We start from the raw sequence: 13,818 nt of genomic DNA on the forward strand, positions 1-13,818 counted from the left end.
GGCCCTGGTTCACGAGCCGCTCCCGTCTCGCTCGGCGGAGCAGAGCACGTAGAGCGCGGCCATGCGGACGGCGACACCGTTCGCGACCTGCTCGAGGACCGTCGACTGCGGCGAGTCGGCGGCGATGGAGGAGATCTCCAGACCGCGGTTCATGGGCCCGGGATGCATGACCATCGTAGCCTCGGGAAGGTCGCGGAACCGGGTCTCGCCCAGCCCCCAGTTCTTGGCGTACTCGCGCGTGTTCGGGAAGAACGCGTCGTGCATCCGCTCCGCCTGGATGCGGAGCAGCATGACCGCGGTCGGGTGCGTGGCGAGCGCGGCGTCGAGGTCGCTCGTGATCGTCGCGGGCCAGGACTCCGTGCGCACGGGGACCAGTGTCGGCGGGCCGACGAGCGTGACCTCGGCGCCGAGCGTCGTGAGGAGCCACACGTTCGACCTGGCCACTCGCGAGTGAAGGATGTCGCCGACGATGACGATGTGGCAGCCGTCGAGCCCCTTGCCCCGGGCCGCGGCACGCCCGTGGACGCGTCGTCGCAGCGTGAACGCGTCGAGGAGCGCCTGGGTGGGATGCTCGTGCATGCCGTCGCCGGCGTTCAGGATGGGGGCGTCGATCCAGTCGCGCTCGGCGAGGAGCTGCGGCGCGCCGCTCGAGGGGTGCCTGATGACGACGGCGTCAGCGCCGATGGCCTTGAGCGTCTGGGCCGTGTCCTTGAGCGACTCGCCCTTGGAGACGCTCGATCCCTTGGCGCCGAAGTTGATGACGTCGGCGGAGAGCCGCTTCTCAGCGGCTTCGAACGAGATGCGGGTGCGCGTGGAGTCCTCGTAGAACAGGTTCACGACGGTGATGCCACGCAGGGCTGGCAGCTTCTTCACCTCGCGGTCGCCGACATCCGACATGTCCTCGGCGACGTCGAGCAGCATGATCGCGTCCTCGCGGGTCATGCCCTTGGTGGAGAGCAGGTGCTTCATGCGCGTCCCCCATCCGTGATGACGACGCGGTCGCCGCCGTCGAGCTCTGTGAGCTCGACGCCGATGCGCTCGCTGCGGGCGGAGGGCAGGTTCTTGCCGACGTAGTCAGCGCGGATAGGCAGCTCGCGGTGACCGCGGTCGACCAGCACCGCGAGCTGCACGGCACGAGGGCGACCGGTGTCGCTGAGCGCGTCGAGCGCGGCCCGCACCGTGCGGCCGGAGAAGAGCACGTCGTCGACGAGCACCACCGTCTTGCCGTCGATGCCCCCAACGGGGATGTGCGTGGGCTGCGAGACGCGCGCCGGTCCTCGACGGAGATCGTCGCGGTACATGGTCACGTCGAGGGCGCCAGCGATCTCCGCGGCGTCGACGTGCGTCCCGTTCGAGGCCTCGAAGCCAGCGATGAGGCTGGCGAGGCGCTTCGCGAGGGGAACTCCTCGGCTCGGGATGCCGAGCAGGAGCAGGTCCTTCGACCCACGGTTCTGCTCGAGGATCTGGTGCGCGATGCGCACGAGGGCTCGTTGAACGTCGTCGTGGTTCAGCACTGTTCGCTGGGGCACGTCGACCTCCTTCCCCGCCTCACTGGACGGTGTTAAAGGATGTCTGGAACTGGGGGCCGGGCCGTCTCGCCAACGGCGGTCTCGGCTCAGGCCCCCAGCCTAGCATCGGCTACTGCTCGCTGATGCGGCCGAGCACGCCGTGGATGAACTTGCCCGACGCATCCGTCGAGTACTCACCGGCCGCGCTCACGGCCTCGGTGATCGCCACGGCGGCGGGGATCTCGTCGTTGTACTTGAGCTCCCAGATCGCGACGCGCAGGATCGAGCGGTCGAGCGCTGGCATGCGCTCCAGCGTCCAGTCGCGTGCGGTCTCGACGATGTAGCCGTCGATCTCGTCTGCGTGCTCGATGACGCCGAGCACGATCTCCCTGGCGTACCGCCAGCTCGCCGCGCGGTCGGGCTCATCCGCAGCCCGCTCCGCCTCCTGGCCGAGAAGCTCGGGGATCGGGGTCCCGCGGACGTCGGAGGCGAACAGGATGTCCATGGCGCGCTTGCGCGCCTTCGTGCGGGCGCTCACTAGTCGTTGACGCGGCCCAGGTAGTCGCCCGTGCGGGTGTCGATCTTGACCTTGGTGCCGGCGTTGAGGAACAGTGGGACCTGGATCTCCGCACCTGTCTCGACGGTGGCTGGCTTGGTGCCGGCATTGGAGCGGTCACCCTGCAGGCCCGGCTCGGTGTACGTGATCTCGAGGACAACCGACGGCGGGAGCTCGATGTAGAGGGGCTCGCCCTCGTTCAACGCGATCTGCACGCTCTGCTGTTCGAGCATGTACTTGGCGGCGTCGCCGACGATCTTCTCGTCGAGCGTGATCTGGTCGTAGTCGCTCTGGTCCATGAAGACGTAGCCGTCGCCGTCACGGTAGAGGTACTGGAAGTCGCGGCGGTCGACCGTCGCGGTCTCGATCTTGGCGCCGGCGTTGAACGTGCGGTCGACCGTCTTGCCGCTGACGACCTGCTTGAGCTTGGTGCGCACGAAGGCGCCACCCTTGCCCGGCTTGACGTGCTGGAAGTCGATGACCTGCCAGAGCTGGCCGTCGATGAGGAGCACGACGCCGTTCTTGATGTCTGCCGTAGTTGCCATGGAAGTTTCTCCGTGTCCATCCCGCGGAAGAGCGGGATTCTTCAGTTTTCGGCACCTGAGTGAGGTACGCGCGAGCTGTCGGCGCGAGGCTTGCGCCCCAGCGGCCCCGCAGAAGTCTAGTGCAGGGTGTCGCGGGAGTGCCGGTTCGGCTCGCTCAGGGCGCGGATGCCCTCGAGCGCTGCCAGGTACGAGCCGGCTCCGAGCCCGGCGATGACGCCCGTCGCGACCGCCGAGATGACGCTCGTGTGCCGGAACGGCTCGCGCGCGTGGGGATTCGAGAGGTGCACCTCGATGACCGGGGTCCCCGTCTCGGTGACGATCGAGACCGCGTCGCGGAGGGCGATGGAGTAGTGGGTGAGCGCGGCCGGGTTCAGGATGACCGGGATGCGCGCATCCGCCGCGTCGTGCAGCCACTCGACCAGCTGCCCCTCGAAGTTGGACTGGCGAGCGTCGATCTCGACGCTGCTGCCCGCGGTGGTGCGGAGGAGGTCGACGATGTCGGCGAGCGTCTGCGTGCCGTACGTCTCCGGCTCGCGGGTGCCGAGTCGATCGAGATTGGGGCCGCCGAGGACGAGGATGCGCATGCGCGTCAGTCTATCGACGGGTCAGGCGAAGGCCGCCGTCGGGACGACCGACTCGTCCGCCGAGATGAGCTCGTTGCGCACGAACGCGTTCCAGACCCCGTTGTCGTCCACGCCGGTCGTCACCTGGTCCGCGTGGGCCTTGATGGCATCCGGTGCGTTGCCCATGGCGACGCCGACTCCCGTGAGCTGGAGCATCTCGACATCGTTGATGCTGTCGCCGATGCCGATCGTGTCCGCGCGCTGGAGCCCCATCAGACGGCACACCTCGAGGATGGCGCTCCCCTTGTTGACGCCGAGCTGCAGGAGCTCGCCGCTGTGGGGCCCGAGAACAGGGACCGTGGCATTGATGACGTCGAAACGTCCAGCGAAGGTCTCGCGGATCTCGTCGATGGGCGTCTCCGCACTCAGGAAGCACATCTTGCCGATGTCGTCTCGAAGCAGCTCGCCACCCTCTTCGAAGAACGTCTCGAACTGCAGGGCCCCGTCGGCCTCGACGCGGTCGGAGTCGGCGAGATCGACGGCGAGCAGCCTGCGGAGGTGCGCGCGGAAGCCGGGACTCGCGATGACCGCCGAGTCGCTCTGCACGTAGAAGTCGATCCCGGACCGGGTGAAGACGTCGATGGCGAACGTGACGTCGGCGAGCGACATCGTGCGCGAGACGCGCGTCTCGCCGCCGAACCACACGAAGCTGCCGCCTGCGCTGACGATGCCGTCGAAGCCGATGTCGAGGATCTGGGGATAGATCTCCGCGCGCGAGCGGCCCGTGCAGATGAAGACCAGGTGACCTGCGGCCCTCGCGCGGCTGACGGCCTCGACCGTCGACGGCTGGATGCGCTCCTGGTCGTCGATGAGGGTGCCGTCGATGTCGAGGAAGACGATGCGCCTGGTCAACTGTGTCCTTCTGCTGGATGCGTGCGGCCGACGCCCGAGGTGCTCCGTCGAGACGATGAGGCGGCAGCTGGGCCGTCCACCAGGCTAGACGATGCCAGCACGCCGACGGTCACGGGAGCCTGGCGAATCCGACTGTGACCGCCTAGCCTCTGAGCATGCCTGCCGACCCTGCCACCCCGGCAAGCGAGCGGGCCTCCCCGCCATCGCTCGATCGCGCGGCCAGAGCGCTGCGGGGCAGCTGGCCCGCCCTCGACGAGCGACGACTCGCCGGTTGGCTCCTCGGCTTCTCTGAGGGGTTCACGAGGCGCGCGAACAGCGTGTGGATGCTCGACGCGGTCGAGGACCTGCAGTCGTCGGTCGGCGCCGTCGAGGAGGCGTACCGCGTACGCGGCCTCCCCAGCCGTTTCCTCACGACCGACTCGAGCGACGTGGACGAGGTGGCGGCGCTGCGGGCGTTCGGCTACGTGACCTCGCTCTCTGGCGGGATCCTCGCGCGTTCGCTCGGCCCCACTGACGGTCGTGGTCAGCCGCTCCCTGCCGCACATCCGTCCGCGTTCGTCTCCGTATCCGGCCCGCAGCTGCCGTCAGACTGGCTCGACGCCTGGCTGGCCTGGAACGGCCGCCGCCTGCCGAGCGACCGGCGACTCGCCCCGCGCATCCTGAGCCAGGGCACGCCGAGCTTCCTCAGCGTGAGCGTCGACGGCTCACTCGCGGCGACCGCGCGGCTCTCGGTGGTCGACGGCCTCGGGGTCGTCGACTGCCTGGTCACGGATCGGGCGAGCAGGGGACGCGGCTACGCCCGTCTGCTTCTCGAGCGTGCCCAGCACGAAGCCCTCGCGCTCGGCGCATCGTCCTGCCTGGCCATGGTCGTCGACGGCAACGACGCCTCGCTCCGGCTCTTCGAACGGCTGGGGTACCGCAGGCTCGGGGCGTTCCGATACCTGGAGGGTCCAGATCGGACGAGCTGCTGCTGAGCGCCCCCGGGGAGGGGCGACCCAGGGCGGCGACGTAGGGTCCTCGAACAAGTGAGGCAGAGAGGGGCAGCTCATGCGAGAGCTCGTGTACTACGTCGCGACGAGCATCGACGGATTCATCGCCGACCCGAGCGGAGGCTTCGACGCGTTCCCGATGGAGGGCGACCACATGGCCGCCCTGCTCGCGGACTACGCCGACGCGTTCCCTGCGCACGTGCTCGGTGCGCTCGGGATGCGGGCCCCAGGCACGACGTTCGACACCGTCATCATGGGCTGGAACACCCTGCGGCCAGCTCTCGACGCTGGCATCGAGAGCCCGTACCCGCATCTGCGTCAGGTCGTCGCGAGCCGCGGCGACCGCCGCGTCGCTGACGACGTGACGCTCACGAGCGACCCCGTCGACGCCGTCCGACGGCTCAAAGGCGAGGACGGGCTGCCGATCTGGCTCTGCGGCGGGGGCGAGCTCGCCGGCTCACTCCGCGGCGAGATCGACCGCCTCGTCCTGAAGCGGAATCCGGTCGCCTTCGGTGCCGGCGTTCCGCTCTTCGGCCACGCCGGATACTCGCCGCAGGCCTTCACGCTGAGGGCGACGCAGCGCTTCGAATCGGGCGTGACGATCGACGAGTATGTCCGGCGCGACGAACGGCAGAGCGCCTAGCTGGCGATCTCCTGAAACGCGGCGAAGAGCAGGCTCTCATCCGGCGCGCGCATGATCGTCGGACGCCCGAGGCCATCGAGGACGACGAACCGGAGCATGGCACCCCGCGCCTTCTTGTCGCGGCGCATCGTGGCGAGCAACGTCTTCCACCGGCCGGCTGGATAGCTCGTGGGGAGACCGAGGAGCTCGAGGATCGCCTTATGGCGGTCCGCGGTCGCGTCGTCCAGGCGCCCGGAGAGCCTCGCCAGCTCGGCGACGAACACCATGCCGATGGAGATGGCAGCACCGTGGCGCCACTGGTAGCGCTCCGCGTTCTCGATGGCGTGCCCGAGCGTGTGGCCGTAGTTGAGAATCTCCCGCAGCCCCTGCTCGGTGAAGTCCTCGCCGACGACCCGCGCCTTGACGCGGATCGCGAGCTCGAGCACCCGAAGGAACTCGGGGGTCGTCGGGTCGGTAGCCCGCTCCGGGTCACGCTCAATGATGTCGAGGATCTCCGGCTCCGCGATGAAGCCGGCCTTCACGACCTCGGCGAAGCCGGCCAGGAGCTCGTTTCGCGGCAGGCTGTCGAGGATCTCCGGATCGATGACGACGCCAGCAGGAGGGTGGAAGGACCCGACGAGGTTCTTGCCCTCGTTCGTGTTCAGCCCTGTCTTGCCGCCGATCGCTGCGTCAACCATCGCGAGCACCGTCGTGGGCATGTGCACGACCTTGACGCCACGCAGCCACGTCGCGGCGATGAAGCCGCCGATGTCGCTCGTCGCGCCTCCGCCGATCGTGATGACGGCGTCCGACCTCGTGAAGTCCGCCTGGCCGAGGATCTGCCAGCAGAACGCGGCCACCTCGATGCGCTTCGCGCCCTCCGCATCCGGGATCTCGGCGATCAGGACCTGGGTGTACTCGACGACGAGCTGCTCCCGGACACGCTCCGCCACGTTCGCGAGGTGGGGGGCGTGCACGATCAGGACCTTGGCGACGCCCTCGCCCAGCAGCGCCGGGACCACGGTGGCCGCGTCGCGGAACTGGCCGCCGCCGATGATGATGTCGCCGTGGGCGCCGGGAACCTCGATGATCTCAGGCAACGTCGCTTGGTCCTTCCTTGGAGTTCTGCTCCAGCCACTCCGCGATGTCGTCGACGACGCGGACCATGGGCCGGAATGAGGTGTCGAAGCTCACGTCCGCGAGACGCTCGTACGTCTCGCGGCGGGCTTCGTAGATCTGTGTCCAGCTCTCGATGCCCGTGATGAGCGGCCGCTTCGAGTTGCCGGTGATGCGCTCCGCGATGGCAGCGGGGGACGCGGTCAGCAGCACGACCGTGTGGCCGTCGAGCCGCGCCTGCGTCTCGGCATCCATGACCGCCCCGCCCCCGAGCGAGAGGACCTCGGTCGTCTCGAGGTGCTCCGCGATCACGTCGCGCTCGAGTCGCCTGAACTCGAGCTCCCCGTGTGCGGCGAAGATGTCGGGAATCGCCCCGTGGCGCGCCACGATCACCTTGTCGGTGTCCGCGTAGCTCGCTCCGAGCACCTTTGCGAGCCGGCGCCCAGCCCTCGACTTGCCGGCCGCAGGCGGGCCGATGAGGACGACGCTCATACGCGCCACTCGCTCAGCGAGTCCCCCATCGGCGTCTCGTCGACGGGACCGGCCTGCAGCTCGGACTCGGAGACCGACTCGTGGGACGTCCGCAGCAGCGGTGGGATGCTCTCGAGGTAGCTCTCGATGTTTCGCTTCGTCTCCGCCACCGAGTCCCCGCCGAACTTTTCCAGGATCGAGTCCGCGATGGTGAGGGCCACCATGGCCTCGACGACGACGCCGGAGGCCGGGACCGCGCACACGTCGGAGCGCTGGTGGTGCGCTGCCGCGTCCTGGCCGGTCGCGACATCCACGGTGTGCAGCGCCTTCGGGACGGTCGCGATCGGCTTCATGCCCGCTCGCACGCGCAGGACCGTGCCCGTGGCCATGCCGCCCTCGATACCGCCGGCGCGGTCGCTCGAGCGCACGATGGAGCCGTCCCTGACGTACAGCGGGTCGTGCGCAGCGGTCCCCGGACGGCGAGTCGTCTCGAACCCGTCGCCGACCTCGACACCCTTGATGGCCTGCACGCTCATGAGCGCCTTCGCGAGGCGCGCGTCGAGTCGACGGTCCCAGTGCACGTATGAACCGATGCCGGGCGGCAGTCCCCACACGTGGACCTCCGTGACCCCGCCGAGCGTGTCGCCACTCTTGCGGACCTCGTCGATGAGCGCAACGGCCGCCGCCGACGTCTCCGCGTCGAAGACTCGGACGGGATCCGCGTCGATCGCCGCAAGGTCGGCGTAGGCAGGTAGCGGCGCGTCGTCCGGAACGCGAACCGTGCCGATGGCCAGCGTGTGACTGAGCGTCGTGATCCCCAGCTCGGCCAGGAAGCGCTTCGCGATCGCGCCGAGCGCGACACGCGCCGCTGTCTCACGGGCGCTCGCGCGCTCGAGGACGGGGCGGGCGTCGTCGAAGCCGTGCTTCTGCATGCCGATGAGATCGGCGTGTCCGGGGCGCGGACGCGTGAGCTTCGCACCCCTGCCGGTGTCGAACACGGCGGGGTCTACGGGCTCCGGGCTCATGACCTCGACCCACTTGGGCCACTCCGTGTTGCCGATTCGGATGCCGATGGGCGACCCCATCGTGACGCCGTGGCGCACGCCCGCGGAGAGCGTCAGCTCGTCCTGCTCGAACTTCATCCGCGCTCCCCGGCCGTGGCCGAGCTTTCGCCGCGCGAGGTCGGTGCGGAGATCGTCGAGGGACAGCGGGACACCTGCTGGGAGTCCCTCGAGGATCGCAAGGAGTTCTGGGCCGTGGGATTCCCCGGCCGTGAGCCATCGAAGCATTGGACTATTCTGACACGCGCAGCGCGGCGCTCCGCATCGCGGCCCGCACGTCGGCCTCTCGCGGCAGCGGTTCGGAGACCCCGCGTCCGGTGAAGAGGCGCACTTGCACGAGCGCCTGCTCGAGCAGGAGCTCGAGTCCGGAGACCACCTGTCCGCCGGCAGACAGCCAGCGCGACGCGAGATTCGTCGGCCACGGGTCGTAGAGCACGTCGAAGAGGACAGCTCCGTCGACCCAGGCCTCGTCGACCAGGAGGTGGTCCTGGTCACCAGGGACGGTATTGACGACGAGCTCGGCGTGCTTGGACTCGACAGGCAGGGCGTCAAACTGGGCGAACGTCAGCACGTCGACGCCCACCCCGAGTGACGACGCCAGCGCGGCCAGCTCCCGCGCGCGCTCAGGAGCGCGGACGACGACAAGCAGCTCGGACGTGCCGAGCGATGGCAGCGCTGCGACGACAGCCGCCGCCGTGCCCCCGGCCCCGAGCAGGCGGACCCTCGGCGCAGCCTGCACACCCGCAGCGTTCAGCGCTGCGACGAACCCGAGCACATCCGTGTTCCACCCACGAGCGGCGCCGCCCGCGTCCGGATCGTCGAAGACGAGCGTGTTGACGGCCCCGATCTCAACGGCAGCCGGGGCGAGCCAGGACGCGAATTCGTGCGCCTCCTGCTTGAGGGGCATCGTGATGGAGAACCCACGCCACCCCGGTCCGCGCGTCGACATGAAGTCGGCGAGCTCGCCTTCCGGAACGTCGAACCGCTCGTAGCGCCAGTCGAGCCCGAGCTGCCTGTACGCCGCGGCATGGATCGCCGGCGACTTCGAATGGTCGATCGGGGAGCCGAGGACCGCGAGCCTGGTCCCCGGCGAGGCCTCGCCTGTCTCAGCCATACTCAGGGTGATCTTCCATCCATGCGAGCCACTTGGCGACCGCGACCTCGTGCTCCTCGAACGTCTCGGAGAAGATCGTCTCCCCCGTGTCCAGGTTCCAGGTCACGAAGTACACCCATGGCCCGTCTGCGGGGTTCACGGCCGCGTCGATGGCGATATCGCCCGGGTTCGAGATCGGCCCCGCGACCATCCCAGGATGCACGTAGGTGTTGTAGATGTTCGCCGCGTCGGCGCGTTCCGCGTCGCTCGTGGAGACTCGGTGTGTGTTGCCGGTGCCATAGGCCACGGTCGCGTCGGACTGCAGGAGCATGCCCATGTCGAGCCTGTTGAGGAACACCCGGGAGACCTTGTAGTAGTCCTCGCGGAGGCCCGCTTCCTTCTGGATGAGGGAGGCCAGACGGATCGTGTCCCAGCGTGCTTCTGGCGCGACGCCGTGCTCGTCGAGTGACTGGAACATGCGGTCGACAAGCGTCTTCAGCACCGTGTTCGCGTCTACGCCGGGGTCGAAGCTGTAGGTCGCCGGGAACAGGAACCCCTCGAGCGTCGTCGCCTCTGCGGGGAGCCCGAAGTTGGCTGGGATCGCCGCTGCCTCGAGATCGGCGACGGGAATGCCGACGCCACCCTCGATGAGCGCGTAGACGTCCTGGAGCGCCGTGCCCTCCGGAATCACGACGGTCGACTCCTGGCGGTTCGCGGGGTCGAGCAGCGAGGCGAGCGCGGCTTCGGCGCTCATCTCCTCCTGCATGCCGTAGCTGCCCGGAATGAAGACGGGATCCTCGGGCTGCGCGAGCACCTCGTCCACGAAGGCACCGGGGGACTTCACGATGCCGACCTCTGAGAGTCGCTCGCCGATGGAGGTGCCGGTATCGCCTGACTCGATGGTGAACGCCATCTCCGTGCCGTTGCCGCTGCCTTCGAAGTCGGCCGAGGACGCACCACCCCCGAACAGGCTGCGCAGCTGCGAGCCGAAGCCGAACCAGACGACCGCCGCGCTCACGGCCACGACCACGACGAGCACGAGGATGACGATCAGGCTGCGCTTGCCCTGCCTGGCCGCGGCCGACTGGCGCCTGCGGTTCCCGCCGGACCTCCGCGGACTGCCGTCGCCTGCGTCCGCCTGCTTCGCGGTCTCGTCGGAGAGGAGGTCACCGAACGGATCGTCCGGGGTGAATCGCTTGCGACCTTCTTGGCTACCTGGGGGCTGGTTGTCCGTCAGAGTCCTGATCCTTTCGGGAGAGGAGCTCACCCGGCGCACGTCCGGATTGGCGCTCCGCGTCGAGCGAGGTCTGCAAGATGACGACTGCCGCCACCTGGTCGATGATGTTCCGAGATCTGGAGGCCTTCCGGCCCACGTCGCGAAGCTGCCGGCTCGCGCTGACCGTCGTCAGACGCTCGTCCACCAACCTGAGTGGAACCGGGGAGTGGGCGGCGATCTGCTCGGCCACGCCCCTCGCATCCGCGGTCGATGCGGTCTCGGTGCCCGAGAGCGAGAGCGGGAGACCCACGATGATCTCGATGGCGTCGTACTCGACGACGAGCTCCGCGATCCGCCTGGCGTGTGCGTCGCCCTTGGCGCCATCCCGCGGCACCGTCTCCAGCGGCGTCGCGAGCATTCCGTGCGGGTCGCTCCTGCTGACGCCGACGCGGGCCTTGCCCACGTCGACGCCGAGGCGAGTGCCTGGGCGGATGTCAGCCATTCGCGAGTTCAGTGCGGATCGCGGCGAGCGCGTCGTCGAGGCGATCGACGTCCGTGCCGCCGCCCTGGGCGACGTCCGGCTTCCCTCCACCGCCACCCCCGAGGATGGGTGCGGCGATGCGGACGAGGGCGCCGGCCGCGGCACCTGCGTCGCGGGCGCCCGGGTTGGTGGCGACCAAGACGATCGGCTTGCCGTTCGATGCGGCGCCGAGTGCGACGACGGCCGGGCGGTCGCCCAGCTGCTCGCGCACGGCGAGCGCCAGGGACCGGAGCTCGTCCGCGCTGCGCACCTCGCCGAGGTGCTTCGCGACGAGGACGACCCTGCCAGCGCTGCTCGCCTCGGCGGCGATCGCTGGCACGCGCTGCATGGCCTCGGCGGCCTCGAGCTCCGCGATGCGCTTCTGCGCCGTCTTGAGGCTGGTCGCGAGATCCTGCACGCGGTCAGCCAGCTGCTCGCGCGGCGCCTTGAGGCTGCTCGTCAGCTGCGAGACGATGGCGCGTTCGACGGCGAAGTCGGCGAAGGCGTCTCGGCCCACGAGCGACTCGATGCGTCGGTTGCTCGAACCCACGGAGGACTCCCCCACGAGGTTGACGATCCCGATCTCCGAGGAGCTGCCGACGTGCGTTCCACCGCACAGCTCGCGCGACCACGGGCCGCCGATGTCGACCATCCGCACCCGGCTGCCGTACTTCTCACCGAACAGCGCTCGAGCGCCGAGCGACTTCGCCTCGTCGAGGTCCATCTCGCGCGTCGTGACGACGTGGTTCGCCCGGATCGCGTCGTTCACGATGCCCTCGAGCTCGGCCTTCGTGTCGTTCGTGAGCGCCTGGCTCCAGGAGAAGTCGAGGCGCAGGTAGCCGGCCTTGTTGTATGACCCGGACTGGTGCGCATCAGGTCCGAGCACGTCGCGGAGCGCGGCGTGGAGGAGGTGCGTCGCCGTGTGCGCCTGGTTCGCGCTCCGGCGGTACCCGGCATCGACGATCGTCTCGACGCGGTCGCCGACGGCCACTTCACCCGAGACGATGGAGACGGTGTGGCTCACGAGACCGGCGATCGGTCGCTGGACGTCGACGACGTCGGCCACCAGCCCCCGAGCTGCTGAGGTGATCTGGCCCGAATCGGCTTCCTGTCCGCCCGATTCCGCGTAGAGCGCGGTGCTCGCGAGGATGAGCTCAACCTGCTGACCAGTGCTCGCGCTCGCAGCCGGATGCCCGTCGATGATGAGGCCGAGCACCTCGCTCTCGTGGGCCAGGTCGGTGTACCCGACGAAGGCGGTCTCGCCGAGGGAACGGAACTCGCTGTACACGGAGACGTCGGCCAGGGCCGAGCGCTTGGACTTCGCATCCGCCTTCGCACGCGTGCGCTGCTCGCTCATCAGCCGCTCGAACGCCTCGCGGTTGACGCTGACGCCCGCCTCCTCGGCGATCTCCACGGTGAGGTCGATGGGGAAGCCGAACGTGTCGTGCAGCTTGAACGCGGTCTCTCCGGAGAGGTGCTGCACGCCGCTTGCACGGGTCTCGGTCACCGCGGTCTCGAGGATGGCCGTACCAGCTGCGAGCGTGCGGAGGAAGGTCTCTTCCTCGGCGTAGGCGAGACGAGCGATGCGCGGGAACGCGTCCACCAGCTCCGGGTAGGCGTCCTTCATCGCTTCCTTCGAAGCGGGCAGGAGCTGCGGGAGGCTCGCGCCTTCGAACCCGAGAAGGCGCATGGCTCGGACGACACGGCGCAGGAGGCGTCGCAGGATGTACCCACGTCCCTCGTTGCCCGGCTCGACCCGGTCGGCCATGAGCATGAGCGACGAGCGCACGTGGTCGGCCACGACGCGCATGCGCACGTCGTCCTCGTGGGAGGCTCCGTAGGCCTTGCCCGAGATCTCGGCAGCCTTGTCGAGGACCGGGCGCACCTGGTCGATCTCGTACATGTTGTCGACACCCTGCTTGATGAAGGCGATGCGCTCGAGCCCCATGCCCGTGTCGATGTTCTGCTTCGGGAGGTCGGCGATGATCTCGTAGTCGTCCTTGGTCGTGCCCTCGCCGCGCTCGTACTGCATGAATACGAGGTTCCAGATCTCGACGTAGCGATCATCGTCGGTCGCCGGTCCGCCGTCGGCTCCGTACTGCGGGCCACGGTCGAAGAAGATCTCAGAGCATGGCCCGGCGGGGCTGCCTGGGCCGCCCGCCGACCAGAAGTTGTCCTTCATGCCGAGGCCCTGGATGCGTGCATCGGGGAACCCCGTGACCTCGCGCCAGATGCCGCGTGCGACGTCGTCCTTCTCGTAGACCGTGATCCACAGGTCTTCCGGCCTGAATCCGAGCCCACCCGCACTCTCGGGCGTGGTGAGCAGCTCCCAGGCGAACTCGATCGCACCCTGCTTGAAGTAGTCGCCGAACGAGAAGTTCCCGCACATCTGGAAGAACGTGCCGTGCCGGGGGGTCTTGCCGACCTCCTCGATGTCGTTGGTCCTGATGCACTTCTGCACGCTCACCGCGCGGTCGAACGGCGCTGGGACGACTCCCGTGAAGTACGGGATGAACGGAACCATGCCGGCGATCGTGAACATGATCGTCGGGTCGTCGCTCACCAGGGGCGCTGAGGGGACGGCGGTGTGCCCCCGCTTCTCGAAGAAGTCGAGGTAGCGGCGACGGATCTCGGCGGTTTGCATCG

15 protein-coding genes are annotated in these 13,818 nt (G+C 68.9%); 2 read left to right on the forward strand and 13 right to left on the reverse strand.

What is annotated here, in order from left to right; genetic code table 11:
• Positions 1-9: 9 nt before the first annotated feature.
• From C5C17_RS10075 to C5C17_RS10100, 6 genes are all read right to left on the reverse strand, one after another.
• Positions 10-969, reverse strand: a complete 960-nt coding sequence (locus C5C17_RS10075) for an aspartate carbamoyltransferase catalytic subunit (protein WP_104253261.1) — start codon at positions 967-969, stop codon at positions 10-12.
• Positions 966-1,529 (reverse strand): bifunctional pyr operon transcriptional regulator/uracil phosphoribosyltransferase PyrR, encoded by a 564-nt coding sequence (gene pyrR, locus C5C17_RS10080; protein ID WP_104253262.1) that lies wholly within the window; start codon positions 1,527-1,529, stop codon positions 966-968. Before pyrR ends, C5C17_RS10075 begins: the two co-directional genes overlap by 4 nt.
• A gap of 109 nt (positions 1,530-1,638) precedes the next feature.
• Positions 1,639-2,046, reverse strand: a complete 408-nt coding sequence (gene nusB, locus C5C17_RS10085) for a transcription antitermination factor NusB (protein ID WP_068484434.1) — start codon at positions 2,044-2,046, stop codon at positions 1,639-1,641.
• Positions 2,046-2,609 carry an elongation factor P gene (gene efp, locus C5C17_RS10090; RefSeq protein ID WP_104253263.1) on the reverse strand — a complete coding sequence of 188 codons (564 nt, stop codon included), beginning with the start codon at positions 2,607-2,609 and terminating at the stop codon, positions 2,046-2,048. The genes nusB and efp overlap by 1 nt, the downstream gene beginning before the upstream one ends.
• A 116-nt stretch (positions 2,610-2,725) precedes the next feature.
• Positions 2,726-3,193: a type II 3-dehydroquinate dehydratase gene (aroQ, locus tag C5C17_RS10095; RefSeq protein WP_181028546.1), complete on the reverse strand. Its 468-nt coding sequence runs from the start codon at positions 3,191-3,193 to the stop codon at positions 2,726-2,728.
• Between the two features lie 21 nt (positions 3,194-3,214).
• On the reverse strand, positions 3,215-4,084 hold the full coding sequence (locus C5C17_RS10100) for a Cof-type HAD-IIB family hydrolase (RefSeq protein WP_181028547.1): 870 nt from the start codon (positions 4,082-4,084) through the stop codon (positions 3,215-3,217).
• A gap of 155 nt (positions 4,085-4,239) precedes the next feature.
• On the opposite strand from C5C17_RS10100, the gene C5C17_RS10105 reads away from it, so the two are divergent.
• Both C5C17_RS10105 and C5C17_RS10110 read left to right on the forward strand, forming a co-directional pair.
• Positions 4,240-5,058, forward strand: coding sequence for a GNAT family N-acetyltransferase (locus tag C5C17_RS10105; RefSeq protein ID WP_104253266.1), 819 nt, complete (start codon positions 4,240-4,242; stop codon positions 5,056-5,058).
• A 73-nt stretch (positions 5,059-5,131) separates the two neighbouring features.
• Positions 5,132-5,716 carry a dihydrofolate reductase family protein gene (locus C5C17_RS10110; RefSeq protein WP_104253267.1) on the forward strand — a complete coding sequence of 195 codons (585 nt, stop codon included), beginning with the start codon at positions 5,132-5,134 and terminating at the stop codon, positions 5,714-5,716.
• Here C5C17_RS10110 and aroB read toward each other — a convergent pair.
• The 7 genes from aroB to alaS are packed head-to-tail and all read right to left on the reverse strand — an operon-like array spanning position 5,713 to position 13,816.
• Positions 5,713-6,795, reverse strand: a complete 1,083-nt coding sequence (gene aroB / locus C5C17_RS10115; RefSeq protein ID WP_104253268.1) for a 3-dehydroquinate synthase — start codon at positions 6,793-6,795, stop codon at positions 5,713-5,715. The genes C5C17_RS10110 and aroB overlap by 4 nt on opposite strands.
• Positions 6,788-7,303, reverse strand: a complete 516-nt coding sequence (locus C5C17_RS10120) for a shikimate kinase (RefSeq protein ID WP_104253269.1) — start codon at positions 7,301-7,303, stop codon at positions 6,788-6,790. The genes aroB and C5C17_RS10120 overlap by 8 nt, the downstream gene beginning before the upstream one ends.
• A complete protein-coding gene (gene aroC / locus C5C17_RS10125; protein ID WP_104253270.1) occupies positions 7,300-8,571 on the reverse strand; it encodes a chorismate synthase in 1,272 nt (423 codons plus the stop codon). The genes C5C17_RS10120 and aroC overlap by 4 nt, the downstream gene beginning before the upstream one ends.
• A gap of 4 nt (positions 8,572-8,575) precedes the next feature.
• Positions 8,576-9,457 (reverse strand): shikimate dehydrogenase, encoded by an 882-nt coding sequence (locus C5C17_RS10130; protein ID WP_104253271.1) that lies wholly within the window; start codon positions 9,455-9,457, stop codon positions 8,576-8,578.
• Positions 9,450-10,703 carry an endolytic transglycosylase MltG gene (gene mltG / locus C5C17_RS10135; RefSeq protein WP_258066155.1) on the reverse strand — a complete coding sequence of 418 codons (1,254 nt, stop codon included), beginning with the start codon at positions 10,701-10,703 and terminating at the stop codon, positions 9,450-9,452. Before mltG ends, C5C17_RS10130 begins: the two co-directional genes overlap by 8 nt.
• Positions 10,648-11,154: a Holliday junction resolvase RuvX gene (gene ruvX / locus C5C17_RS10140; RefSeq protein WP_104253273.1), complete on the reverse strand. Its 507-nt coding sequence runs from the start codon at positions 11,152-11,154 to the stop codon at positions 10,648-10,650. Before ruvX ends, mltG begins: the two co-directional genes overlap by 56 nt.
• A complete protein-coding gene (gene alaS / locus C5C17_RS10145; RefSeq protein WP_104253274.1) occupies positions 11,147-13,816 on the reverse strand; it encodes an alanine--tRNA ligase in 2,670 nt (889 codons plus the stop codon). Before alaS ends, ruvX begins: the two co-directional genes overlap by 8 nt.
• Positions 13,817-13,818: the final 2 nt, after the last annotated feature.

The organism is Pseudoclavibacter sp. RFBA6 (assembly GCF_002931575.1).
Lineage (GTDB): Bacteria > Actinomycetota > Actinomycetes > Actinomycetales > Microbacteriaceae > Pseudoclavibacter > Pseudoclavibacter terrae.